Source organism: Rubellimicrobium rubrum (assembly GCF_006152115.1).
GTDB classification, from domain to species: domain Bacteria; phylum Pseudomonadota; class Alphaproteobacteria; order Rhodobacterales; family Rhodobacteraceae; genus Rubellimicrobium; species Rubellimicrobium rubrum.
Window position 1 is genome coordinate 1 of sequence record NZ_VDFU01000029.1, and the last position, 22,029, is coordinate 22,029.

Here is a 22,029-nt window from a genome sequence, read left to right on the forward strand (position 1 = left end):
CGCTCACCTCCGTCACAATGGCGCGAAGCTTCAGGATCATCTCATTCTGGCTGGTCAGGAGATCGGTGATCTCGTCATTGCCCCGCAGCGCCGCAGTCTCGGTGAGATCGCCACCGGCCACACGCTGCGACAGCCCGATGGCTTGGGCCAGCCCGCGCGAGAGACCAATCAGGATCGTGACGCATAGGATGAGCGACAGCACAATGGTGCCGCCGACCGAGGCTATGACTGCATTGTAGGCCGTTGCGAAGGCACTCTCCATCGCTTCCGACCGTTCGGTCAGGAGCGCCTGTTCGATGCCGATCATCTCGGCGGTCTTGGCCCTGATGCCGTCCATGGCCTGCTTCCCCGCGCCGGAGACCTCAAGATCGTGCCCTTCGGCCGAGCCGCGTCTGGTCAGGCTGATGGCGCGTTCTGCGACGTCCCGCGTCCACTGGGTCTGAAGCGCTTCCAACTCCTCCAGATTTCCCTGCTGAATCGGGTTGTCGGAGGTCAGTTCCGCAACCTCGGCAAGATGCTCGGCAAAGGTCTCTCTGCCTTGGGTATAAGGTTCCAGAAAGGATTCGTTCGGATTCCCAGTGGCTGACGAGAGCAGATACCCGCGCAGCCCCGTCTCCTGATCCACCATGGACTGGACAAGGTTGCTGGCTTTCTCGATCACCGTAAGCGTGTGGGTGTTCCATTTCTGGGCTTGCTGGATCACTCCCACACTCTGGAAGATCGCGTAGCCTGAAATGGCTACAGTGATGATCACCGCGCCGAAAGAGAGCCCCAGTTTGGCCCTCAACGTCAGTCTCATGGGTTGGTCCTTTCGAGAGGAGTCGGGTTTACCCCCGATCCAGAAGTTCGTCGCATAGCGGGGACGACGATGAACTGCCCGTCGTGCCGTGCCGCGCCGCGCAGGTGTTCCGGGCGACAATGCATGCCGACCTTGGGCGCCTCCTCCATGCCACCGAGATTATTGTCGGCGAGCTTGAGAATGAGGGTCAGGCGCATAAGGGGATCATCCAGGGCAGATGGTCTAGGCCCACAGGTGTTAAAGCCGATGCCGCAACCTCAAACACAAACCCATGAACATTTTCCTATCAGGCGGGAAAGATCGTTGAATGGTGAATGAAGTCCTAGTACAATGCCTGGTCGCCAAGAGCCGACTACCTGCCCGGATCGGAGCGATCTGGTCTTCGGACCCCAAGGCCCAATCCATTCGCGCGCAGAATGACCGCAGTGCCGGGGGTTCTCGGCGAGGTCTGCGACAAAGCTCCTGTCGATTTTGATGTTGCCCACGGGGCACCGCCGCAGGCAACCCAGCGAAGAATAGCCCGTGCCGAAGTCGTCGACGGACAGACGCGTCCCTGGCGCTCGTAACGCGTCCAAGGTCTGGCAGATGATCACCTCGTCCCGAAGGAACAGGAATTCGGTGATCTCCAGCCGAAGCCGGTGCGCTGGAAGTCCGCTCATCCGAAGCGTCTCTCTCACGCAATCGACAATTCCCCTTCCGCGGAACGACCGAGACCGCAGGTTCACCGAAACGGAGATCGGCCACGGTTATGCCATGGCTTGTCGGCACGCCTTCTGCAGAACCCATGTCCGAAGGGCCACAATGGCGCAGGTGGACTCGGCCATGGGGATGAACTCGACCAGGCTGACCAGAGCCCCCTGCGAAGATGCTGCCAGCGCAGAAGCGCCCAAAAGGCCGACACCAGGCCGGTGTCGAGCTGCACAACGGGTTGGTAGTGCAAGGTGAACTCGCCCCGCGAGAGCGCCTGATGCAGATCGACCCGGAGCGCTTGGCTTCCCTAGGCCGATTGCTCCATGCCAGACTCGAGTAAGCGAGACATGCCTCGCCCATCCGCCTAGGCAATGTGAAGCGCGATGTGGGCCTTCTCGATCAGGTCATCAGTATCGTGGCCAGGCCGGATCACCCGCTTGACGCTGATGCTGGCCCCCACCACGTCTGCTCAACGCGCTTCACGTTCACCGTCCAGCCGGCCTCTCGAAGGAGCGCGATGATGCCGGCGGTCAGCGCCTCCTCGTCGGACCGGCCCCGCGGCGCCTTGCGGCTCGTGTCGAGCGATGCTGCCCCAGAACACGACAGGCGAAGCGCTCCGAGACCTGGAACGTCTGCCTGACATGCTCGATGCAGCGACGACGGCGGGCGGGGCTCGAGACAGCTCCCCGAGGCGTTCGGCCGATGGGCCTCACCCCGGAGGATCAGCCTCTCGAGCGTGAGGTCCGAGACCGCCTTCCGCAGCCGCGCGTTCTCCTCCAGCTCCCTGAGCCGCTTCACCTGGTCGGTCTTCAGGTCACCGAACTCCTTGCGCCAGCGTCAGTCAGGGGAACGGCGTCACGCCGATCGAGCGGATCGCCTCGGCCACCCACTGGCCCTACCACACCAGCACATCGACCGGCCAGAGCTCCTCGGGCTTGTGCTTCTTGTGGGGCATTCCTTCGCCTCCATCCGGCCCGAAAGCCTACTTCAGGGAGGACCACTCTGCAGGGGGTAGGCCACAAATTGGGACGCGACATCTTGGACCTTAGCTGGTGACCCCGGATGGATTCGAACCATCGACCTGCCGCTTAGGAGGCGGCCGCTCTATCCCCTGAGCTACGGGGCCCCGTGACCCCTCATGCCCGCGCGAGGGGCTCAGGTCAACGCCCGAGGCCGGGCTTGGCCATCACGGATCAGCGGGGCATAAGGAGAGCACAACCTTCGGCGGAGCCATGCCTGTGACCAAGCTGCCCAAACGCCCGCTCACGCTGCGCGACGTATCCGAGGCGTCGGGCGTGTCCGAGATGACCGTGAGCCGGGTGTTGCGGGGCATGGGCGATGTGAGCGAAGCCACGCGCACCCGCGTGCGTGAGGCCGCAGCCCGCCTGGGCTATGTCCCTAATCGGATCGCGGGGGCCTTGGCGTCAAATCGCGTGAACCTCGTGGCCGTCGTGATCCCCAGCTTGGCCAACATGGTCTTTCCCGAGGTGCTGCGCGGCATCTCGGAAGAATTGGGGCATACGGGGCTCCAGCCGGTCGTCGGAGTGACCGACTACCTGCCCGACACGGAGGAGAAGGTCCTCTTCGAGATGCTGTCCTGGCGGCCCTCCGGGGTGATCGTGGCGGGTCTGGAGCATTCGGCCGCGTCGCGCGCCATGCTGGAGCGGGCCGGCATTCCGGTCGTGGAGATCATGGACGTGGACGGCGAAGCCATCGACGCCGTCGTCGGCATCTCCCATGCCCGCGCCGGGCGCGAGATGGCCGAAGCCATCCTGGCCGCGGGCTATCGGCGGATCGGGTTCCTGGGAACCAAGATGCCGCTCGATTTCCGCGCCCGCAAACGGCTGGAGGGGTTCCGGGCCCGGCTGGCCGAGGCCGGGATCGCCCTGGCCGACCAGGAGTTCTACGACGGTGGGTCCGCGCTGCTCAAAGGTCGCGAGATGACGCAGGCGATGCTGGAGAGGAGCCCGGATCTCGACTTCCTTTACTACTCCAACGACATGATCGGCGCCGGGGGGCTCCTGTGGCTCCTGGACAAGGGTGTAGCCATCCCCGAAACGATCGGTCTGGCCGGGTTCAACCGGATCGAACTGCTGGACGGGCTACCCCGGCGCCTGGCCACCATGGACGCCTGCCGGCGCGAGATCGGCCGTCGCGCCGCCGCCATCGTCGCCGCCCGCCATGCCGACCCGGCCCTGCCAGGCGGCGAGCGGATCGAACTCACGCCGACCCTGGAAAGGGGCGACACCCTGCGCGGGCCGAGGTAGCTCGTGCCTCGGCCCTGGTCCGCCGCGCCGGAAGGGATCAGCCGCGCAGCGCATCCCTGAAGAAAGCCTCGGGCCCGTCCACCTCCACCAGTCTCCGCCCCTGGATCTGCCAGAAGCGGGTTCCCACCCCACGCACGAAGGCACGATCGTGCGACACGAGCAGGCCGCTCGCCTCGCGGGCGCAAAGCTCGGCTTCCAGCATCTCCTGTCCCTCGATGTCGAGATGGTTGGTGGGCTCATCAAGGAGGTAGAGGTTGGGTGCCGTCAGCCGCAACACCAGCATCGCGAGGCGTGACTTCTGCCCGCCCGAAAGCGCCGCCATCCGGGCTGACTGAAGATCGATCCCGATTCCCGCTCCGGCCAGCAGGGCCCGCGCCCTTTGGTCGCCCACGTCGAAGCGTTCGGTGACGGCGGCCCAGGGTGTCACAAACGCCTCGAGCTGGCCAAGGCCCTGGTCCGACCAGCCTTCGACCACCGTGGGCGCGACGGTGACGCCGGCGACGCTGCCTCCGACGGCGTGGTGGAGGAGTGACATGAGTTGGGTCTTGCCGCTGCCGTTTTGGCCAAGCAGCACGATCCGATCGCCCTTGTTGATCCAAAGGCGGCCCGTCCTGAAGAGCAGCCGTCCGTCCGGCGTGGTCACTGCCACGTCGTCCAACATCACGAGCGCCTTGGACGGGGTGCCACCGTTCACGAGCCGGATTGCCCCGGCCGACCGTTCCTGATGCGCGGGCCGCGCGGCTTCCTCCAACTTGTCGGCGCGGTCCTTGAGTTGCTTCGTCTTGACCACGAGAAGGTCAGAGCCCGAGTTGATGCCGATGTTCCGCAGCTTGGCCGCCTGCCGTCGCAACTGGGCGGCCTGCTTCATGTCGGTCTCGAACCGCCGTTCCTGCGCCTCGTCGGCTTCGGCCAAGGCGGCGCGGGCAGGACCGTAGGGGAGCCCGAACACCTGCGACCGTGCCTCGCGCAGGAACAGCGTCCGGTTGGTCACCGCGTCCAGGAAGGCGCGGTCGTGGCTCGCCACCACCACGGGCACGCCCTTCGCGACCGTCGAAAGCCAGGACTGGAGGTACCCGATCCGGCCCAGGTCGAGGTGGTTCGTAGGCTCGTCCATCAGCAGCGCGTCGGGTTCGGTCACCCACACGCGCGCGAGGAGCGCCGTCCGCTGCCAGCCACCGCTGAGCGCGCCCAAGGGGCGGTCGCGCAGATCCTCGGGCACCTCTAGGTCGTCCAGCACGATGTCCACGCGCCAGCCTTCGCTGTCCTGCTCGTCCGCCGACAGGGTGTCGAGCACGGCCTCACGCAGGGTCATGGTCAGGAGCGTCGCAGGCACGTCCTGCTCCACATGGCCGACGCGAAGGCCGCGGGCGCGCGTCACCTCGCCCGTCGTGACCTCGTGAGTACCGGCCAGGCAGCGCAGCAGGGTAGACTTGCCACGCCCGTTCGCGGCCACGAGACCCAGGCGGTCGTTCTTGGCAATGGTGAGATTCAAGCCGGTGAAGAGAGGCGCACCCAGGGTGACGCCAAGGTCCTTGCAACTGATGAGGGTCATGTTCGTCTCGGGATCGGAGCGTAATGGCCGCTGGCCAGAGGCCAGCCGCCGGAGCGGGCCGTCCGAGAGGAGATGCTAGGCGATGTCCCTCGGATCAGCCCTGCGAGCGGAGCCGCAGGGCAGGATCAGGTCCGGGATTGCGCTCGTGGAACGAGGTGGTGGGCACGACGGGCCTCTGCCGGAACGAAGAACTTGCTCAGTATATCAAACCCGTCGGGGTCCGGGCAAGCCTCAGTCCTCGCTGTAGCGCTGCTCGCGCCAGGGGTCGCCGTACATGTGGTAGCCGTTCCGCTCCCAGAACCCCGCGCGGTCGGCCCCGATCAGCTCGATCCGGCCCAGCCACTTGGCGCTTTTCCAGAAGTAGAGGTGCGGAACCATCGCCCGCATCGGCCCGCCATGCGCTTGGGTCAGCGGCTGCCCCTGCCAGTGCGTGGCCAGCATCGCGTCGGGCGCGGCAAAGTCCGTCAGCGGCAGATTGGTCGTGTAGCCGTCATAGGAATGGAGGAGGACGTGGGTCGCCTGCTCGACAGGATGCGCCACGTCGAGAAGTTCGCGCACGCGCACCCCTTTCCAGTCGTTGTCATAGCGCGACCATGTGGTGACGCAGTGGATGTCGGTGCGAAGCTCCGTCTGCGGCAGGGCCTGGAACTGCTCCCAGTTCAAGGACAGCCGGTTCTCCACCAACCCGACCACATCGAGCCGCCACGTAGAGAGCGGCAGGTCCGGGTGAATGCCCAGGTCCAGCACCGGCCAGTCGCGGACAAGGTGCTGGCCGGGAGGCAAGCGATCCTCCTCCGGGCGGCTCTGACGTCCTGTCAGGAACTTGCCTGCCTCGGCCCAAAGGCGCTTGGTGCGGGTCAGCTTGCTGTCGTCGGGGGTGTCGTCCATCGCCACCTCTTACGCTTCGGGAACGGACCGGCGCAGCTCCTCCAGCCAGACAGTCGCGACCGAATCCGACGGCGCGCGCCAGTCGCCGCGAGGGCTGAGCGACCCGCCCGCCGAGACCTTGGGCCCGTTGGGCAGCGCCGAGCGCTTGAACTGGCTGGTGGTGAAGAAGCGCCACAGGAACGACTCCATCCATTTGCGGATGGTGGCGAGGTCGTACTGCCTCTTGAGGCTGTCCGGAAACTCGTGCGGCCAAAGGCCGGCGCTCGCCTCCCGCCAAGCGTGCCAGGCCAGGAAGGCGACCTTGGACGGCGGCAGGCCGTAGCGCATGATGTGGAACAGGAAGAAGTCGTGCAGCTCGTAGGGACCGATCTTGTCCTCGGTGCTCTGCATCCCGGCCTCGTCGTCGGCCGGGATCAGCTCGGGCGAGATGGTGGTGCCCAGGATCGCCTCCAGCACGGCGTCGGTCTCCGGGTCGAACTGGTTCGACCGCACGGCCCAGCGAATCAGATACTGGATCAACGTCTTGGGGACGCCCGAGTTTACGGCGTAGTGGCTCATCTGGTCGCCCACGCCATAGGTGCACCAGCCCAGCGCCATCTCGGACAGGTCGCCCGTGCCGATGACGAAGCCGTTCCTCTGGTTGGCCAGTCGGAACAGGTAATCGGTCCGCAGCCCCGCCTGCACGTTCTCGAAGGTGATGTCGTACTGCGGCGCGCCCGATGCGAAGGGGTGGCCCATGTCGGCCAGCATCTGCCGCGCGGCGGGGCGGATGTCGATCTCGGCCGCGGTGATGCCCAAGGCACGCATCAGCTTCCAGGCGTTGGACTTGGTCGTCTCGCCGGTCGCAAAGCCCGGCATGGTGAAGCCCAGGATCGTGGAGCGCGGGATGTTCAGCCGGTCACAGACCTTGGCCGCGACGATCAGCGCGTGCGTCGAGTCGAGCCCGCCCGAGACGCCGATGACCATGGTGGTGCCGCTCGTCGCCTCGAAGCGGCGGCGCAGGCCCTCGACCTGAATGTTGAACGCCTCGTAGCAGTCGAGGTCGAGATGGCTCGCCCGGTTCGGCACATAAGGAAAGCGGCGGATCTTTCGGATCAGGCCCACGTCGCGGAAATGTGGCTGGTGGTCGAAGGTCACGCGCCGGAACACCCCTCCACTGCGACGCGCATGCTCGGCCGCGTCGGCGAAGGTGCCGGTCCGAAGGCGTTCGTTGAGGATGCGCTGCGTGTCGATGTCGGCCATGCAGAGCACGGGCTCCAGCGAGAACCGCTCGGACTCCGCCATCAGGTCGCCCAACTCGTAGATTGCCCCCTGCCCGTCCCAGGCGAGGTCGGTCGTGCTCTCCCCCGGTCCGGCGGCGGAATAGGCGTAGGCGGCGAAGGCCCGGGCCGACTGCGCGCGGCAAAGCATGTGCCGGTCGTCGGACTTGCCGATGACGATGTTGGAGGCCGACAGGTTGGTCAGGATCACCGCCCCGGCCAACGCCGCCTCGGAGGACGGCGGGATCGTCGCCCAGTAGTCCTCGCAGATCTCCACATGGAAGACGAAGCCGGGGAGGTCCGCCGCTTCGAAGATCAGGTCGGACCCGAAGGGCGCGTCCCTTTCCGCGACCCGGATCGTCTGACTCCGGATGTTGCGACCATGCGCAAACCAGCGCTTCTCATAATATTCCCGGTAGTTGGGCAGGAAGGACTTGGGCACGACGCCCAGGATCACGCCCCGCGCCACCACGACCGCGCAGTTGTAAAGCCGCCCCTCGTGCCGCAGCGGCGCGCCGATCAGGAGAACGGGCGAGAGGTTCCGGCTGGCCTCCACGATCGCTGCGATTGCGCCCTCGACCGCGTCGAGCAGCGCCGTCTGCATGTGCAGGTCGTCGATGGCGTAGGAAGACACGCAGAGCTCCGGGTAAACTACTAGATCCACGCCGACCTCATGCGCCCGCCGCGCTTCGGCCAGGATGGCATCGCAGTTGAACCCTACATCCGCCGGGCGGACACGCGGCGTGCTGGACGCGACCCGGACGAAGCCATGACGGTGCATGGCGTGGAAGTGGTCGGGCCCCGTGCGATCCGTCAATCCAGCATCTCCTCGATCATCTTCGTCGCGGCCTTGAGGCATTCGAGCCGGACCCCGCCGCGTCCGATCGCACCATAATGCGCCTCGCGGTGGATGGTATCCCGTCCTCGCCGGGCGCAGGCGAAATGGACAAGCCCTTCCTCCTCATCCCCGGCTGGCCCGGCATAGCCGGTGATCGCGACGGCGATATCGGCTGGAGAACGGTCCAAGGCCCCCTCGGCCATGGCACGCGCCACAGGCTCTGATACCGCCGTATGCTCCTCAAGGACGGCAGGAGAAACGCCCAGCATCTGGGTCTTCGCTTCCTCGGTGTAGACGACAAACCCGCGCTCGAACGCATGAGAGCATCCGGACACGTCGGTCAGCAGCGAAGCGAGGAGGCCGCCCGTGCAGCTTTCAGCCGTGGCGAGGCGGAGTTCCTTGGAGCAGGCCGTCTTCAGGACTCGGTCGATGGCAGCCTCAAGCGATGCAGGAAGGTCGCTCGACAATGTCTCGGTCATAATGGGCTCTCCTGACTGGGCCATCATCATGACCATGCAGGCCGAACCAACGAACCCGGTTGGCGGCAGTTCCACGACAAAGCAGGAGGCTGGTGGTGAGCCGTGCAGGATTCGAACCTGCGACCAACTGATTAAAAGTCAGTTGCTCTACCAACTGAGCTAACGGCCCGCTCGGGCTGGGAACTAGGCGGCTCTGCGAGAGGCGTCAACCAGATAGTTTGGGCAGGTTGGGTGGGTGGTGAGCCGTGTAGGGTTCGAACCTACGACCAACTGATTAAGAGTCAGTTGCTCTACCAACTGAGCTAACGGCCCCACGCCGGGCCACATATGGCCCAGCGTTGGCAGGGTCAAGGGCCTCTGGAAAGCGTCGTGCATCGAGAGTATGTGAGCCCCATGCGTGACATGACGGACACAGGCCTGCCCTTCGCCAAAATGCATGGGCTCGGCAACGACTTTCTGGTGATCGACGGGCGATCTGCGCCGGTGGACGTGACACCCGCGCTTGCGCGTGCCTTGGGCGACCGGCATCGGGGGGTCGGCTTCGATCAGTTGGCCGTGATCGCGGCCTCCGAGCAGGCCGACCTTGCCCTGCGGTTCTGGAACGCGGACGGCTCGGAGTCGTCCACCTGCGGCAATGCGACCCGCTGCATCGCCCGCGCCGAACTCGATCGGACCGGGCGCAAGCATCTCACCATTGCAACCGAGCGTGGGATCCTGAACGCCCGGGACGCGAGCGGCGGCCTCACATCGGTCAACTTGGGCGCACCCCGTCTGTTGTGGCACGAGATCCCGCTGGTCGGACCGATGGACACGCTGGAGCTTCCCATCGAAGGGCGGCCCACGGCGACATCCATGGGCAATCCGCACTGCACCTTCTTTGTCGAGGATGCGGAAGCGGTGGATCTTGGACGCTTCGGCCCTGTCCATGAGCATAATCCTCTCTTTCCCCAGCGCACCAACGTTCAGGTCGTGCAGGTCCTGTCGCGCGACCGCCTGCGGATGCGGGTCTGGGAGCGAGGGGCGGGATACACGCTGGCTTCCGGTTCCTCCTCCTGCGCGGTGACCGTGGCAGCCGCCCGGCGGGGCCTGACGGAGCGGGAGGTGACGGTCGTTCTCGATGGCGGCGAGTTGCGCATTCGCTGGGCCGAGGATGGCGTCTGGATGACCGGTCCCACCGCACATGTCTTCTCCGGGGTCCTTACCCCCGCCTTCCTGGAAGCACTGGCATGACCAAGGCACCCGTCTTCGCCACGCTGGGCTGTCGCCTCAACGCCTGGGAAACCGAGGCGATGAAGACGCTTGCGGCCCAGGCAGGCGTATCCGACGCGGTGGTGGTGAACACCTGTGCCGTCACGCAGGAAGCCGTCCGCAAGGCCAAGCAGGAGATTCGGCGGCTCGCGCGCGAGAATCCGGGCGCCCGCATGGTCGTGACCGGCTGCGCCGCGCAAGTGGAGCCCGAAACCTTCGCCGCCATGCCCGAGGTTTCACTCGTTCTGGGCAACGCCGAGAAGATGGATCCGGGAGCCTGGGCCCGACTCGCCCCCGATTTCGTCGGCGAGACCGAGCGGGTGCTCGTGGACGACATCATGTCGGTGCACGAGACGGCCTCCCACCTGATCGACGGGTTCGGCACCCGGGCGCGGGCCTATGTGCAGGTCCAGAACGGCTGCGACCACCGTTGCACCTTCTGCATCATCCCGTTCGGTCGCGGAAACTCCCGCTCTGTCCCGGCCGGGGTCGTGGTGGACCAGATCGCCCGCCTCGTCGACAAGGGGTTTCTTGAGGTCGTGCTGACGGGTGTGGACCTCACCTCCTGGGGCGCGGACCTTCCGGGCACGCCACGGCTGGGCGATCTCGTGCTTCAGGTGCTGCGCCATGTTCCGGGCCTGAGCCGCCTGCGGATTTCCTCGATCGATTCGATCGAGGCGGACCCCCGCCTCATGGAAGCCCTGGCGACGGAGTCCCGGCTGATGCCGCACCTGCACCTGAGCCTTCAGGCCGGCCACGACCTGACACTCAAGCGCATGAAGCGGCGGCATCTTCGCGACGACGCTATCCGCTTCTGCGAGGAGGCGCGCGCCTTGCGGCCCGGCCTGACCTTTGGCGCCGACCTGATCGCGGGCTTCCCGACCGAGACCGAGGAGATGTTCGACGGCACGCTGCGCCTCGTGCAGGATTGCGGCCTCACCTGGCTCCATGTCTTCCCGTTCAGCCCCCGCAAGGGCACCCCGGCCGCGAAGATGCCCGCGGTGCCGGGCCCCGTGATCCGCGAACGAGCGGCGCGGCTCCGCATGGCCGGCGAGGAGGCGGCTCGCCGGCATCTTGATGCCCAGGTCGGGCGGCGACACCCCGTGCTGATGGAAAGCGCGACCCTGGGCCGGACCGAGCAGTTCGCCGAGGTCGTCTTCGGGGAAGATCGTCCCGTGGGCGCCATCGTGGACGCCACGATTCGGGGCGTAGCGGCCGGGCGGCTCGCGGCCTGACATCAAGGGGCACGGCGTGTCCGGGCCCATGCCGCCGGCGGGGGGGTTGAGCGGCCTGAACCGCCAGCCTACGGTCGGTCAGCCGGAGGGTCCCCATGAAGCTTCTGACTTCGCCTGCATCGCCTTTTGTCCGCAAGGTCCGCGTCCTGATCCGCGAGGCTGGGCGCGAAGAAGCCGTCGAGGAGATTCCCGTCAGTACATCGGCCTTGGCCACCGACCCGCAGATCCTTTCGCACAACCCATTGGGCCGCATCCCCACGCTGATCCGCGACGATGGTCCGGCGATGGTGGACAGCCGGGTGATCTGCCGCTTTCTCGATGCGCAGTTCAAATTGGGCCTTTACCCTGAGGAGCACCTTTGGGACGTCCTCACGCTCGAGGCGCTGGCGGACGGCATGCTCGACTCGGCTGTCAGCATGGCCTACGAGGTGCGGCTGCGGCCCGAGGACAAGCGCTTTCCGGACTGGATCGAGGCCCAATGGGCCAAGATCGCGCGCGGGTTGGACAGCATCGAGGCGGACTGGTCCAGCCATCTGGCCCGCCTGATCGATATGGGGCAACTCGCCCTGGCCTGTGCGCTGGGCTACCTGGATTTCCGGCATGCTGCGCGGAACTGGCGCGAGGGCCGGCCCAGCCTAGCGGCGTGGGACGCACGCATGGCGCAGCGCCCTAGCCTGCAAGCGACCCGCCCTCGGTGACGGCTCAGAAGCTGAAGCTGACGCCCAGGTTGATGGAATTGGTCACGGTGTCGGCGTCCACCGTACCGGCTTCATCGAGATCCGCGTCTCCGGATGCATAGATGCCCTTGTATTCGCCAAAGACGGACCAGCTTTCGGAGATCGGCAAGGACGCACCGGCCATCCAGGAGACAGCGGGGCCGGTGACCTCGGCCTCCGAAGAGCCAACGCCTTCAGCGACCTCGATCTCGGACATGGCGACGCCCAGGCCGGCCCCGACATAGGGCGTGACACGACCGAACCCGTCATCCCAGCGCCGCATTCCGTTCACGGTCAGGACATCCAGCCCGCCAAAGGACAGATCGTCACCGTCCCCTTCGTCGCCCCCGAACCGGGTGAAGTCCGCTCCGAGGCCGAAGCCGCCCTCGCCCCACCAGGTGGCCCTCACTCCATAAAGGCCCGAGCCATCCAGACTTTCCTCCGTGGAGCCGTCGGTGGGATTGGAGAGAGTCACCTCGCCAGCCGACGCGCCCTGCCAGCCGCCATAAAAGCTCAGTTCCACGTCCGCCAGGGCGGGGGCAGCGGACACAAGGGCGAGGGACAGGAAAAGAAGGCGCATGGCAACTCCGGGGCGCTCGGCATGATCAGGATAGGGTGCATGGGTGCTGTCGACAAGGATCGCCGAGCGGACGGGCCGTGCCCCACGCCCTTTGTGTTACTGCGATGCAGCATCCCCGTCGCGTGAGGTGACACGGAGCCCTGCACGGCTCACCCTGGGATGCGCCAGGGATGCATCGACCCTCGACCAATCGTGTTCGCTGCCCACCCCCTGCGCCCAAGTGTCCGCTGGACCGTACGGATTTTGGTGATAAACAGCCGCGCATATAAGGGACGGGTGCGCCTGCGCGCGTCCCCACGCCTGTTGGCGGGCCACCCCGCCCCATCCCGAGAGAGGTCCCCTTGTCGCACACCGAAGCACCCCAGGGCACCCGCCGCGACTTCATCTATTACGCGACGGCCGGCGCCGGCGCGGTGGTGACCGGCGCGGCTGTGTGGCCCCTCGTCAACCAGATGAACCCCACGGCCGATGTCCAGGCTCTGGCCTCGATCCGCGTCGACGTCGCGGGCGTCCAGCCCGGCACGCAGATCACCGTGCTGTGGCAGGGCAAGCCCGTCTTCATCCGCGCCCGCACGGAAGAAGAGATCGCCGCCGCCCGCGAGGTCCCGCTCGACCAACTCGTGGACGCGCAGGCCAACAACGCCAACTTAGGCGCCGAAGCCCCGGCCACCGATGAGAACCGGACGCTCGCCGCCTTCGAAGGCTCTGAGGTGCCCGAGGGGACTTGGCTGGTCCAGATGGGCGTCTGCACCCACCTGGGTTGCGTGCCGCTGGGCGATTCGGGCGACTTCGGCGGCTGGTTCTGCCCCTGCCACGGCTCGCACTACGACACGGCGGGTCGCATCCGCCGGGGTCCTGCGCCCCGCAATTTGCCCATTCCCGTCGCGTCCTTCGTGGACGCGGCCACCATCCAGCTCGGCTGAGGAGCCTTCCTATGTCCGGAGTCCTGCACGACGACTACGTACCGAAGACCCGCGGCGAGAAATGGGTCGAACGACGGCTGCCGATCATCTCGCTCCTGTACGGAACGCTGATGATCCGCACGCCCCGCAACCTGAACTGGATGTGGATCTGGGGCATCGTCCTGATGTTCGCCCTGATCGGTCAGATCGCGACGGGCGTGGTCCTGGCCATGCACTACACGCCGCATGTCGACATGGCCTTCGCCTCGGTCGAGCATATCATGCGCGACGTGAACGGCGGCCACATGCTGCGCTACTTCCACGCCAACGGTGCGTCCTTGATGTTCGTGGCGGTCTACTTCCACATCTTCCGGAATCTCTACTACGGAAGCTACAAGACCCCGCGCGAGGTCACCTACATCATCGGCATCCTGATGTTCGTGCTGATGATGGGCATCGCCTTCATGGGCTACGTGCTGCCCTGGGGCCAGATGTCCTTCCATGGAACCTCGGTGATCACCGGCCTGTTCGGCGCCATCCCCTTCGTGGGCGAGTCGATCCAGACCTGGCTCCTTGGCGCCTCGGCCGTGGGCCAGCCCGCGCTGAACCGCTTCTTCTCGCTGCACTTCCTGCTGCCGTTCGTCCTACTGGGCCTGACTATGGTCCATGTCTGGGCCTTCCACACCACCGGCAACAACAACCCCACCGGGGTCGAGGTGCGCCGCTCCTCGGTTGAAGAAGCCAAAGCCGACACCGTTCCGTTCTGGCCCTACTTCATCCTGAAGGACTTCTATGCCCTGGCCATCGTGCTGGCGGTGTTCTTCGCGATCGTGGGCTTCATGCCGAACTACCTCGGCCACCCGGACAACTACGTCCCGGCCAACCCGCTCGCCACGCCGTCGCACATCGTGCCGGAATGGTACTTCCTGCCCTTCTACGCGATTCTGCGCGCCTTCACCGGCGACGTCTGGGTGGTGATGTTCGCCGACTGGATCTCGTTCGGGATCATCGACGCCAAGTTCTTCGGCGTGCTCGCGATGTTCGGCGCCATCATCGTCATGGCGCTGGCCCCCTGGCTCGACACCTCGCTCGTCCGCTCGGGCCGCTACCGCCCGATGTTCAAGTGGTGGTACTGGCTGCTGGCCGTGGACTTCATCGTGCTGATGTGGGTGGGCGCCCAGCCGGCCGAAGGGATCTACCCCTACATCGCCCTGATCGGCGCGACCTACTGGTTCGCCTATTTCCTCGTGATCCTGCCGCTTCTGGGCGTCATCGAAAAGCCGGTCGCGCCGCCCGTCTCGATCGCGGCCGACTTCGCGGCTCATTACGACCCCCAGACCGGGGGCACCAAGCAGTTCGCCGGCAGCCCCGCCGAGTGAGAGGACCACTTTGATGTTCAAGACGCTCGCCCTCGGGGCCGCCCTCGCTCTCGCCGCTCCGGCCGCCTTCGCGGCCGGGGAAGGGGAGATCACCGACTACGCCTTTCCGTTCGAAGGGCCGTTCGGATCCTACGACACGTTCCAGCTCCAGCGCGGCCTGCAGGTCTACACCGAGGTCTGCGCGTCCTGCCACGGGCTGAGCTACGTGGCGTTCCGCACCCTGTCCCAACCGGGCGGGCCGGAACTGCCCGAAGACCAGATGCGCGCTTATGCGGAGCAGTACGAGGTTTTCGACGAAACACTGGCCGACGGCGAGGGCGACTTCCGCCCGGCGACCCCGGCGGACCGTTTCCCGAACTCCTCCCTGGCGAACGCCCCGGACCTGAGCCTGATGGCCAAGGCCCGAGCCGGCTTCCACGGACCTTATGGCACGGGCCTGTCACAGCTGTTCAACGGCATGGGCGGGGCGGAGTACATCACGTCGCTCCTGGCCGGCTACCGTGATCCGCCGGAATGCGCCCCAGAGGACTTCGAGGGCTACTACAACATCGCCTTTGCCTCTGGCGGCTACCCCGAGGAGTGCAAGAACGAGGAAGGCCACCACGAGCATCCGGGCTCCTGGATCGCCATGCCCCCGCCGCTGTCGGATGGGCAGGTCGAATATGCAGATGGCGCGCCCAACACCGTCGAGGCGCTGAGCCACGACGCCGCGGCCTTCCTGATGTGGTCGGCCGAGCCCAAGCTGAACACACGCAAGCAGGCCGGCCTGACCGGTGTGCTGTTCCTCGCCGTGCTGGCCACCCTGCTTTATCTGACCAACAAGCGGGTCTGGGCACCGGTGAAAGCGGGCGGCAAGCCGCTCGGGCGGGACCAGACGGGCGTCTGAGTCGCTGAACAAGATTACCGAGTAGGGGCGTCCGGACCACCGGGCGCCCCTTTTCCTTTGGCACGTCCCACACTCACGGTTGAGGCAAAGGCGAGCTGACTAGCCCCGCTCTCCAAGGTAGGCCCGCAGAGCCGGTGGCGGGTCGGCCAGCACGGCACCTGTGGGCCTGGGTGCCTCGGCCTGGCCCTCGGCCACGACGACCACCATCTCTGCCAAGGCAGCCGCGTCATCGGGATCATGCGTCACCATCAGGATGGTGGCGGCCCGTCGCACCAGAACCTCGCGCGTCAGGTCCAGCATCTCGGCCTTGAGAGCCGGTCCCAAGGCACCGAACGGTTCGTCCATGAGGACAAGAGGGCGCTCCTGGACCAGCACGCGCGCCAACGCGGCCCTTGCCTGCTGGCCCCCTGACAGTTGAGCGGGCCGTCGCTCCTCTAGGCCGGCGAGCCCAACGCGCGCCAGCGCGTCGGAGGCACGCGCGCGCTCCTCCTGCCGGGGGCGAAGGGTCGGCCGGAGGCCGAGCACGACGTTCTGGAGCGCCGACAGGTGCGGAAACAGGTTGTTGTCCTGAAACAGGACGCTGATCGGGCGCTGGCCCGGGGGCAACGGCCCGAGATCTCGTCCGTCCCAGAGCACCTGGCCCGACTGGGGCTTCAGAAACCCGGCAATCCCGGCGAGGAGCGTCGATTTTCCTCCGCCAGAGGGCCCGAGCAGGGCGACAGAGGTGCCGCCCGGGATCTCCAGGTCAGCCCGAAGCCGGAAGTCGCCTTGCGCCAGTTCCAGCCCGTCAAGGCGCAGCATGGAGCCGCCCTCCGCGATCGAAGGCCCAGAACAACAGCAGCGCAAGCGCCAGAATGAGAAGCCCGACCCCAGCCGCCGCATCCATCCTGTAGGCACCCATCAACAGCGCCATCAACAGCGGCAGGGTCTCCTGCCCTTCCCCGCCGAACAGAGCGATGACGCCGAGATTGCCCATGGACAGCGCGCTTCCCAGTCCGGCGGCAAAGCCCAGGACTGGCCGAAGCAGCGGCAGGACGACGATCCTGAGGCGGGACAAGCCCGTCAGTCCCAGCGCGTCCGCGAGCCGTCCGTGACGCGCTTCTACCTCCGCCAAGGCGGGCGACAGGGCACGAAGGGCAAAGGGCAGCGCCACCAGCGCATCGACCAGAGCCGTCACAGGCAAGGCTACGGAAGAAAGGGCCACGAAGGGCCGGACCACGAGGAGAAGCCCGGTGCCCAGCACCAAGCTGGAAGCGGCCAAAGGCAGCGCGCCCGCAAGCTGGGCCAGGGTTCCACCCTGGAACGCCAGCGCCAGCGCCAGGATCAGGGTCATGGCCGTCGCGCCCAGCGCCACAAGGATCGACCGCAGCGCCGCGCCGGCGACCCCGTCCGGCAGATCCGCCAGGCCACCGAGCCCGTTGAGCACGGCGAGCCCCAGCGGCAATACCAGGAACAGACAGGCGAGGCCGATCCAAGCCATGTCTGCTATCCTCGCCATAAGCCCCTTCGCGTCCCACCGCTCCACGGCACGCCCCAGGCCCGCACCTCCCAAGGCTCTGGGCGAGAGCCAGAGGGCAAGACCCGCCGCGAGGCCGCAGATCGCATATTGCAGCAGCGCGAGTTGCGCCGCGCCCGAGAAATCCGCTTCGAATCGGATGGCCTGGTAGATGGCCAGTTCCACCGTCGTGGCGCGCGGCCCGCCCCCCAGGATCAGCGCGACGGAGAAGCTGGTGAGGCACAGCGCAAAGATGGCGGCGAAGGCTCCGGGCAGCACGCTGCGCAACATGGGCTGTTCCAGCAGCGGCCCGATCGGCGCGTTCAGCGTGGCCGCTAGGCGGAACCGCTCGGCTGGGATGTCGAGCCAGCCCTGGAGGATCAGCCGGGTGGCAAGCGGCAGGTTCAGGAACAGATGCGCGATGACCACCCCGTGCAATCCGTAAATGGAAACTCGCGGCAGCCCCAGGGCCCCCAAGGCATCGTTGAGCAGCCCGCCGCGCCCGAACAGCGCCAGAAGGCCCATCACGGCAACGATCACAGGGAGGAGGAAGGGCGCGCCTAGCAGCGTAACCAGCAGCCGTCGTCCCGGAAACACCCGCCGCGCGAGCGCCCGGGCCACGGGCACCGCAAGGCCCACCGACAGGCCGGCGGACAGGAGAGCCTGGAGCACCGTGAAACGGAACGCAGCCCAGTCCGCCGTTGCAAGCCCGCCCTGACCGACCCGGAGAAGCGGCAGGAGGGTGCCCAGGCATAGGCCCGCCACGAGAACTGCGGCGACGAGCCCTGGCAGCTTGGGCAACCCGGAGCCTCGGGTCATGATGCGGCTACTGCGAGAGCGCCGTGCGCCACGCCTCAATGGAGGGCTCGCGCAGGGGAGCCACATCGTCCGGGGGCAGGTACAGGGTCGTTTCGGGCCGCATGCTTTCGAAACCCTCGGGCAGCCCGGAGGCGGGGGTGACGGCCGGGTACATCCAGTTGGTCGTCGGGATCACGCCCTGGAATCCGTCGCTCAGCATAAAGGTCAGGAACCGGTCGGCCAGTTCGGGCTGATCCGTGGATGCGACCGTTCCGGCCACCTCGACCTGAAGGTAATGCCCTTCGCCGAAGGGAAGGGCGACATAGCCTGCATCCTGCTCCGCGATCAGGTGGTAGGCCGGCGATGTCGTGTAGCTCAGGACGAGGTCGGCCTCGCCTTCGAGGAACAGGTTGTAGGCCTCGGTCCAGCCCGGCGTGACCGTGACGATGTTGTCGGCCAGCGCCGCCCAGATCGCCGGGGCCTCCTCGCCATAGGCCGCCTCCATCCAGAGCACGAGCCCGAGGCCCGGCGTGGAGGAGCGAGGGTCCTCGATCACGATGCTGGCGTCGCTTTCGGCCAGTTCACGAAAGCTCTTGGGGCTCGGGCCGTCCTTGCGACCCACCACCGAAAACCAGCCCCAGTCGAACGGCAGGAAGGTGTCGTCCGACCATTCGACCGGCAGATCGAGCGATGGCACCTGCCCATGGGCGGCGAAAAGACCCGTGTCCCGCGCGGCCGCGATCAGGTTGGCGTCAAGGCCCAGGACCACGTCCGCCTCGGTCGTCGCTCCTTCAAGCTGGAGCCGGGCGAGCAGCGCCGCGCCGTCCCCGGCCGCCACGAACCGCAGGTCGCAGCCGCACTCGGCCTCGAAGGCGGTCTCCACGGCAGGCCCGGGCCCCCATTCGCTGGTGAAGCTGTCATAGGTCAGCACCGTCAGGACGGGCTTGTCCTGCGCCAGCACCGGAGCGGCGGCGACAGCGAGGGTGGCGGCAAGGGTTCTCTTCATCTGTTCGTCCTTTGGGCAGGCGGACGAACGGGCCCTGGTTGGGCCACCTTCCCTCCGCCGGTATTAGCCGGTTCAGGTTCGACGGGTTCGCTTGTCAGCATCTCAGCCCGAAACGGGCACCCCGAGGTGTAGCGGAACATAAGGGCGTGCGCCGCCGCCGCAAGTGGCCTTTCCCGCCCAGGGGTCCGGCTTAGGTTCTGCGCCGCCAACATGCCACGAAAGGGACACCCCATGGATTACCGCCGCCTCGGAAAGTCGGGCCTGCAGGTCAGCGCCCTGTCCTTCGGCTCCTGGGTGACCTTCGCCAAGCAGGTGGACACGCGTCTCGCCAAGGAACTCCTGACCGAAGCCTACGACGCGGGCGTCAACTTCTTCGACAACGCCGAAGGCTATGAAGCCGGGCAGTCCGAGGTCGTCATGGGGCAGGCCCTCAAGGAGTTGGGATGGCCGCGCGAGACGTGGATCGTGTCCTCCAAGGTTTTCTGGGGCGGCCAGAAGCCCACCCAGCGCGGGCTGTCCGCCAAACACGTGACCGAGGCCTGCCATGCTGCGCTGCGCCGCCTTCAGGTCGATCACCTCGACCTTTACTTCTGCCACCGCCCCGACATCGACACCCCCATCGAGGAAACGGTGCGCGCGATGCACAACCTGGTCCAGCAGGGCAAGGTGCTCTACTGGGGCACCTCGGAATGGTCTGCCCAGCAGATCACCGAGGCGCATCAGGTCGCCCGCGAATGGCGCATGACCCCGCCCACCATGGAGCAGCCACAGTACAACCTTTTCGAGCGCCAAAAGGTCGAGGGCGACTACCTGCCGATCTACGACACCTACGGCCTTGGCACGACGATCTGGTCGCCTCTGGCCTCTGGGCTGCTCACGGGCAAGTACAACGACGGCATCCCGCAGGACAGCCGGATGGCCCTGCCCGGCTATGAATGGCTGCGCGAGCAGATGGAAAGCGAGAAGGGGCAGAAGCGGCTCCAGCAAATCCGCGAACTGCAAACGATTGCCGACGGAGCCGGCATCAGCCTCACCCACCTCGCGCTGGCTTGGTGTTTGCGGAACCCGCGCGTGTCCACGGTCATCCTGGGGGCATCGCGGCTGTCGCAGCTTCAGGACAACCTCGCCGCGATGGACGCGGTGGAAAAGCTCACCCCCGATGTCATGGAGGCCATCGAAGGCGTGGTGCAGAACAAGCCGGCCGCGCCGCAACGCTTCGCCTGAGTGCGCCTTCTCGTCGTCCACGCGCACCCCGTTCCCGAAAGCTTTGGGTCGGCGCTGTTTCGGACCGTGGTGGAAACGGCCGAAGGCGCGGGTCACGAGGTCCGTGCCATCGATCTCCAGGCCGAGGGCTTCGATCCGGTCATGGGCGCCGAGGAGAGACGGGCCTACGGATCCGGCAAGGAACCCGCGGACCCTGCTCTCCTGCGCCAGATCGCCAATCTGCGCTGGGCCGAAGGGATTGTCTTCGTTTACCCGACCTGGTGGCATGGCCAGCCCGCGATCCTCAAAGGCTGGCTCGATCGGGTCTGGCGGCCAGATGTGGCCTTCCACATAGGCCCCAAGGGTCTGGCCCCGGGGCTCCCCCAGGTCCGGCTCCTTGGGGTGGTCACGACATTGGGCTCCTCCCGCTGGTTCTGGAGCCTGGCCATCGGCGCGCCGGGCCGGAAGATCCTGCTTCGCGGGCTTCTTGCCTGCACGGGCCTGCGCACCCGGACCTTCTGGCTGGGCCTGCACGACATGGACAGCGCCACCCCGGCCCAGCGCGAGCGGTTCCTGGCCCGGGTGCGCGCCCGGATCGCCCGCATCCCCGTCTTACCGTCCAAGCGAGCCGCCGTTGCCTCGCCCCCCGCCCCTCCTATCCTTCCGACGAACAGGGAGACACAGATGGCCAGGGTCACACTTTCCGACGTCCGCAAGGCTTTCGGCACCGTCGAGGTGGTCAAGGGCATCTCGGCCGAGATTGCCGATGGAGAGTTCGTGGTCCTTGTCGGCCCGTCCGGATGCGGCAAGTCCACGCTCCTGCGCATGATCGCCGGGCTTGAGGAGATCTCGGCGGGCACTGTGGCCATCGACGGGACGGTGGTGAACGACGTAGCGTCCAAGGACCGGGACATCGCCATGGTGTTCCAGAACTACGCGCTCTACCCGCACATGACCGTGGCCGAGAACATGGGCTTCTCGCTCCGCCTGCGGGGAGAGGACCGTCGGACCATCGCAGAGACGGTCGCCAAGGCCGCAGCCTCGCTCGAGGTCGCGCATCTCCTCGACCGCTACCCCCGGCAGCTTTCGGGCGGACAGCGGCAGCGTGTAGCTATGGGTCGGGCGATCGTCCGCAACCCGCGCCTGTTTCTGTTCGACGAGCCGCTGTCCAACCTCGACGCCAAGCTGCGCGTCCAGATGCGGGCCGAACTGCGCGAACTGCACCAGCGGCTTGGCGTCACCTCCATCTACGTCACGCACGACCAGATCGAGGCCATGACCATGGCCGACCGCATCATCGTCCTGCGGGAAGGACGAGTGGAGCAGCAGGGCCGCCCGCTCGACCTTTACGACCGGCCCGTCAACACCTTCGTTGCGGGCTTCATCGGCTCCCCGGCCATGAACCTCCTCGAATGCGCGCCCGGGCCAGAGGGTCTGGCACTGGCGGACGGCACGCCCCTGGGATTCGCGCCGAACCGCAGCCCGACCCGCATGACACTGGGCGTCCGCCCCGAACACCTGCACATCCTGCCGCCCGATGCGCCACGCGGCCTGCCAGCCCGCCTCCGGGTCGTAGAGCCGACGGGCTCCGAGACCATGATCATGGCGCAAATGGGTGATCGCGCCGTCACCGTCCTCGCGCGGGAGCGGATTCAGGCCCAGCCCGGCGACTTTGTGCGGCTTCTTCCCGATCCGGGACGGGCCCATTGGTTCGACGGCGACGGCCAGCGGATCGAGGCCGCCTGACCTTGGCCTGCCTCCGCGTCATCCCGAACGCGCGAAGGAACAAGGGCGCAGCCTCCGCCTTCA

Annotated in this window: 21 protein-coding genes, 3 tRNA genes, 1 pseudogene and 1 riboswitch; of the genes and pseudogenes, 9 read left to right on the forward strand and 16 right to left on the reverse strand. The window is 66.7% G+C overall.

The features are described from left to right. The 6 genes and pseudogenes from FHG66_RS17405 to FHG66_RS17430 all read right to left on the reverse strand — a co-directional run. A partial coding sequence (locus FHG66_RS17405) for a CHASE3 domain-containing protein (RefSeq protein WP_139078326.1) occupies positions 1 to 799 on the reverse strand: 799 nt, incomplete at its 3' end. Continuing rightward, a complete protein-coding gene (locus tag FHG66_RS17410) occupies positions 796 to 996 on the reverse strand; it encodes a hypothetical protein (protein ID WP_139078327.1) in 201 nt (66 codons plus the stop codon). The genes FHG66_RS17410 and FHG66_RS17405, both read right to left, overlap by 4 nt. Before the next feature lie 60 nt (positions 997 to 1,056). Beyond that, positions 1,057 to 1,524, reverse strand: a complete 468-nt coding sequence (locus tag FHG66_RS22990; RefSeq protein WP_176556319.1) for an EAL domain-containing protein — start codon at positions 1,522 to 1,524, stop codon at positions 1,057 to 1,059. Beyond that, positions 1,521 to 1,772: an EAL domain-containing protein gene (locus FHG66_RS22995; RefSeq protein WP_139078365.1), complete on the reverse strand. Its 252-nt coding sequence runs from the start codon at positions 1,770 to 1,772 to the stop codon at positions 1,521 to 1,523. Before FHG66_RS22995 ends, FHG66_RS22990 begins: the two co-directional genes overlap by 4 nt. 176 nt (positions 1,773 to 1,948) lie before the next feature. Next, positions 1,949 to 2,444, reverse strand: a pseudogene (locus FHG66_RS17425) (IS3 family transposase); the annotation flags it as partial. Between the two features lie 95 nt (positions 2,445 to 2,539). Further along, positions 2,540 to 2,615, reverse strand: a tRNA-Arg gene (locus FHG66_RS17430). A 106-nt stretch (positions 2,616 to 2,721) separates the two neighbouring features. Between FHG66_RS17430 and FHG66_RS17435 the strand changes: the two genes are divergently transcribed. Continuing rightward, positions 2,722 to 3,756 carry a LacI family DNA-binding transcriptional regulator gene (locus FHG66_RS17435; protein WP_139078328.1) on the forward strand — a complete coding sequence of 345 codons (1,035 nt, stop codon included), beginning with the start codon at positions 2,722 to 2,724 and terminating at the stop codon, positions 3,754 to 3,756. A gap of 37 nt (positions 3,757 to 3,793) precedes the next feature. On the opposite strand, the gene FHG66_RS17440 is transcribed toward FHG66_RS17435, so the two are convergent. From FHG66_RS17440 to FHG66_RS17465, 6 genes are all read right to left on the reverse strand, one after another. Beyond that, positions 3,794 to 5,308, reverse strand: coding sequence for an ABC-F family ATP-binding cassette domain-containing protein (locus FHG66_RS17440; protein ID WP_139078329.1), 1,515 nt, complete (start codon positions 5,306 to 5,308; stop codon positions 3,794 to 3,796). 231 nt (positions 5,309 to 5,539) lie between these two features. Beyond that, positions 5,540 to 6,196 (reverse strand): sulfite oxidase-like oxidoreductase, encoded by a 657-nt coding sequence (locus tag FHG66_RS17445; RefSeq protein ID WP_139078330.1) that lies wholly within the window; start codon positions 6,194 to 6,196, stop codon positions 5,540 to 5,542. A 9-nt stretch (positions 6,197 to 6,205) separates the two neighbouring features. Then, complete coding sequence (locus tag FHG66_RS17450; RefSeq protein ID WP_246082667.1) at positions 6,206 to 8,272, reverse strand: NAD(+) synthase; 2,067 nt, start codon at positions 8,270 to 8,272, stop codon at positions 6,206 to 6,208. Beyond that, positions 8,269 to 8,772: a CinA family protein gene (locus tag FHG66_RS17455; protein ID WP_139078332.1), complete on the reverse strand. Its 504-nt coding sequence runs from the start codon at positions 8,770 to 8,772 to the stop codon at positions 8,269 to 8,271. Before FHG66_RS17455 ends, FHG66_RS17450 begins: the two co-directional genes overlap by 4 nt. A gap of 93 nt (positions 8,773 to 8,865) precedes the next feature. Continuing rightward, positions 8,866 to 8,941: transfer RNA gene (locus FHG66_RS17460), tRNA-Lys, on the reverse strand. Between the two features lie 67 nt (positions 8,942 to 9,008). Further along, a tRNA-Lys gene (locus tag FHG66_RS17465) sits at positions 9,009 to 9,084 on the reverse strand. An 81-nt stretch (positions 9,085 to 9,165) separates the two neighbouring features. Here FHG66_RS17465 and dapF point away from each other — a divergent pair. The 3 genes from dapF (at position 9,166) to FHG66_RS17480 (ending at position 11,953) form a co-directional block, all read left to right on the forward strand. Further along, on the forward strand, positions 9,166 to 10,002 hold the full coding sequence (gene dapF / locus FHG66_RS17470; protein WP_139078333.1) for a diaminopimelate epimerase: 837 nt from the start codon (positions 9,166 to 9,168) through the stop codon (positions 10,000 to 10,002). After that, a complete protein-coding gene (mtaB, locus tag FHG66_RS17475; RefSeq protein ID WP_139078334.1) occupies positions 9,999 to 11,255 on the forward strand; it encodes a tRNA (N(6)-L-threonylcarbamoyladenosine(37)-C(2))-methylthiotransferase MtaB in 1,257 nt (418 codons plus the stop codon). Before dapF ends, mtaB begins: the two co-directional genes overlap by 4 nt. A gap of 95 nt (positions 11,256 to 11,350) precedes the next feature. After that, entirely contained in the window at positions 11,351 to 11,953 is a 603-nt protein-coding gene (locus FHG66_RS17480) for a glutathione S-transferase (RefSeq protein WP_139078335.1), read from the forward strand. Positions 11,954 to 11,957: 4 nt separating this feature from the next. Here the strand turns inward: FHG66_RS17480 and FHG66_RS17485 are convergent, their stop codons facing one another. Then, positions 11,958 to 12,551 carry an outer membrane protein gene (locus tag FHG66_RS17485; protein ID WP_139078336.1) on the reverse strand — a complete coding sequence of 198 codons (594 nt, stop codon included), beginning with the start codon at positions 12,549 to 12,551 and terminating at the stop codon, positions 11,958 to 11,960. Between the two features lie 341 nt (positions 12,552 to 12,892). On the opposite strand from FHG66_RS17485, the gene petA reads away from it, so the two are divergent. The 3 genes from petA to FHG66_RS17500 are packed head-to-tail and all read left to right on the forward strand — an operon-like array spanning position 12,893 to position 15,718. Then, positions 12,893 to 13,474 (forward strand): ubiquinol-cytochrome c reductase iron-sulfur subunit, encoded by a 582-nt coding sequence (petA, locus tag FHG66_RS17490; protein ID WP_139078337.1) that lies wholly within the window; start codon positions 12,893 to 12,895, stop codon positions 13,472 to 13,474. An 11-nt stretch (positions 13,475 to 13,485) separates the two neighbouring features. Next, positions 13,486 to 14,832 (forward strand): cytochrome b, encoded by a 1,347-nt coding sequence (locus FHG66_RS17495; protein WP_139078338.1) that lies wholly within the window; start codon positions 13,486 to 13,488, stop codon positions 14,830 to 14,832. A gap of 13 nt (positions 14,833 to 14,845) precedes the next feature. Next, positions 14,846 to 15,718, forward strand: coding sequence for a cytochrome c1 (locus FHG66_RS17500; RefSeq protein ID WP_139078339.1), 873 nt, complete (start codon positions 14,846 to 14,848; stop codon positions 15,716 to 15,718). Between the two features lie 99 nt (positions 15,719 to 15,817). Here the strand turns inward: FHG66_RS17500 and FHG66_RS17505 are convergent, their stop codons facing one another. Genes FHG66_RS17505 through thiB form a run of 3 tightly spaced genes read right to left on the reverse strand, consistent with a single transcriptional unit; the run spans position 15,818 to position 19,017 of the window. After that, positions 15,818 to 16,519: a thiamine ABC transporter ATP-binding protein gene (locus tag FHG66_RS17505; RefSeq protein WP_139078340.1), complete on the reverse strand. Its 702-nt coding sequence runs from the start codon at positions 16,517 to 16,519 to the stop codon at positions 15,818 to 15,820. Continuing rightward, positions 16,506 to 18,032, reverse strand: coding sequence for an ABC transporter permease family protein (locus FHG66_RS17510; protein WP_139078341.1), 1,527 nt, complete (start codon positions 18,030 to 18,032; stop codon positions 16,506 to 16,508). The genes FHG66_RS17505 and FHG66_RS17510 overlap by 14 nt, the downstream gene beginning before the upstream one ends. Positions 18,033 to 18,039: 7 nt before the next feature. Continuing rightward, positions 18,040 to 19,017 carry a thiamine ABC transporter substrate binding subunit gene (thiB, locus tag FHG66_RS17515; RefSeq protein WP_139078342.1) on the reverse strand — a complete coding sequence of 326 codons (978 nt, stop codon included), beginning with the start codon at positions 19,015 to 19,017 and terminating at the stop codon, positions 18,040 to 18,042. A gap of 32 nt (positions 19,018 to 19,049) precedes the next feature. Beyond that, a riboswitch (TPP riboswitch) is annotated at positions 19,050 to 19,151 on the reverse strand. A gap of 97 nt (positions 19,152 to 19,248) precedes the next feature. Here thiB and FHG66_RS17520 point away from each other — a divergent pair. Both FHG66_RS17520 and ugpC read left to right on the forward strand, forming a co-directional pair. Continuing rightward, positions 19,249 to 20,241, forward strand: coding sequence for a potassium channel beta subunit family protein (locus tag FHG66_RS17520; RefSeq protein ID WP_139078343.1), 993 nt, complete (start codon positions 19,249 to 19,251; stop codon positions 20,239 to 20,241). Further along, positions 20,242 to 21,966 carry a sn-glycerol-3-phosphate ABC transporter ATP-binding protein UgpC gene (gene ugpC, locus FHG66_RS22780; RefSeq protein WP_139078344.1) on the forward strand — a complete coding sequence of 575 codons (1,725 nt, stop codon included), beginning with the start codon at positions 20,242 to 20,244 and terminating at the stop codon, positions 21,964 to 21,966. Positions 21,967 to 22,029: the final 63 nt, after the last annotated feature.

Excerpts from the sequence above, each read along its gene's own strand:
- FHG66_RS17410 (WP_139078327.1), bottom strand. The coding sequence starts at position 996 with ATGCGCCTGACCCTCATTCTCAAGCTCGCCGACAATAATCTCGGTGGC.
- FHG66_RS17435 (WP_139078328.1), top strand. The coding sequence starts at position 2,722 with ATGCCTGTGACCAAGCTGCCCAAACGCCCGCTCACGCTGCGCGACGTA.
- FHG66_RS17440 (WP_139078329.1), bottom strand. The coding sequence starts at position 5,308 with ATGACCCTCATCAGTTGCAAGGACCTTGGCGTCACCCTGGGTGCGCCT.
- FHG66_RS17445 (WP_139078330.1), bottom strand. The coding sequence starts at position 6,196 with ATGGACGACACCCCCGACGACAGCAAGCTGACCCGCACCAAGCGCCTT.
- FHG66_RS17455 (WP_139078332.1), bottom strand. The coding sequence starts at position 8,772 with ATGACCGAGACATTGTCGAGCGACCTTCCTGCATCGCTTGAGGCTGCC.
- dapF (WP_139078333.1), top strand. The coding sequence starts at position 9,166 with ATGCGTGACATGACGGACACAGGCCTGCCCTTCGCCAAAATGCATGGG.
- mtaB (WP_139078334.1), top strand. The coding sequence starts at position 9,999 with ATGACCAAGGCACCCGTCTTCGCCACGCTGGGCTGTCGCCTCAACGCC.
- FHG66_RS17480 (WP_139078335.1), top strand. The coding sequence starts at position 11,351 with ATGAAGCTTCTGACTTCGCCTGCATCGCCTTTTGTCCGCAAGGTCCGC.
- FHG66_RS17485 (WP_139078336.1), bottom strand. The coding sequence starts at position 12,551 with ATGCGCCTTCTTTTCCTGTCCCTCGCCCTTGTGTCCGCTGCCCCCGCC.
- FHG66_RS17495 (WP_139078338.1), top strand. The coding sequence starts at position 13,486 with ATGTCCGGAGTCCTGCACGACGACTACGTACCGAAGACCCGCGGCGAG.
- FHG66_RS17500 (WP_139078339.1), top strand. The coding sequence starts at position 14,846 with ATGTTCAAGACGCTCGCCCTCGGGGCCGCCCTCGCTCTCGCCGCTCCG.
- FHG66_RS17505 (WP_139078340.1), bottom strand. The coding sequence starts at position 16,519 with ATGCTGCGCCTTGACGGGCTGGAACTGGCGCAAGGCGACTTCCGGCTT.
- FHG66_RS17510 (WP_139078341.1), bottom strand. The coding sequence starts at position 18,032 with ATGACCCGAGGCTCCGGGTTGCCCAAGCTGCCAGGGCTCGTCGCCGCA.
- thiB (WP_139078342.1), bottom strand. The coding sequence starts at position 19,017 with ATGAAGAGAACCCTTGCCGCCACCCTCGCTGTCGCCGCCGCTCCGGTG.
- FHG66_RS17520 (WP_139078343.1), top strand. The coding sequence starts at position 19,249 with ATGGATTACCGCCGCCTCGGAAAGTCGGGCCTGCAGGTCAGCGCCCTG.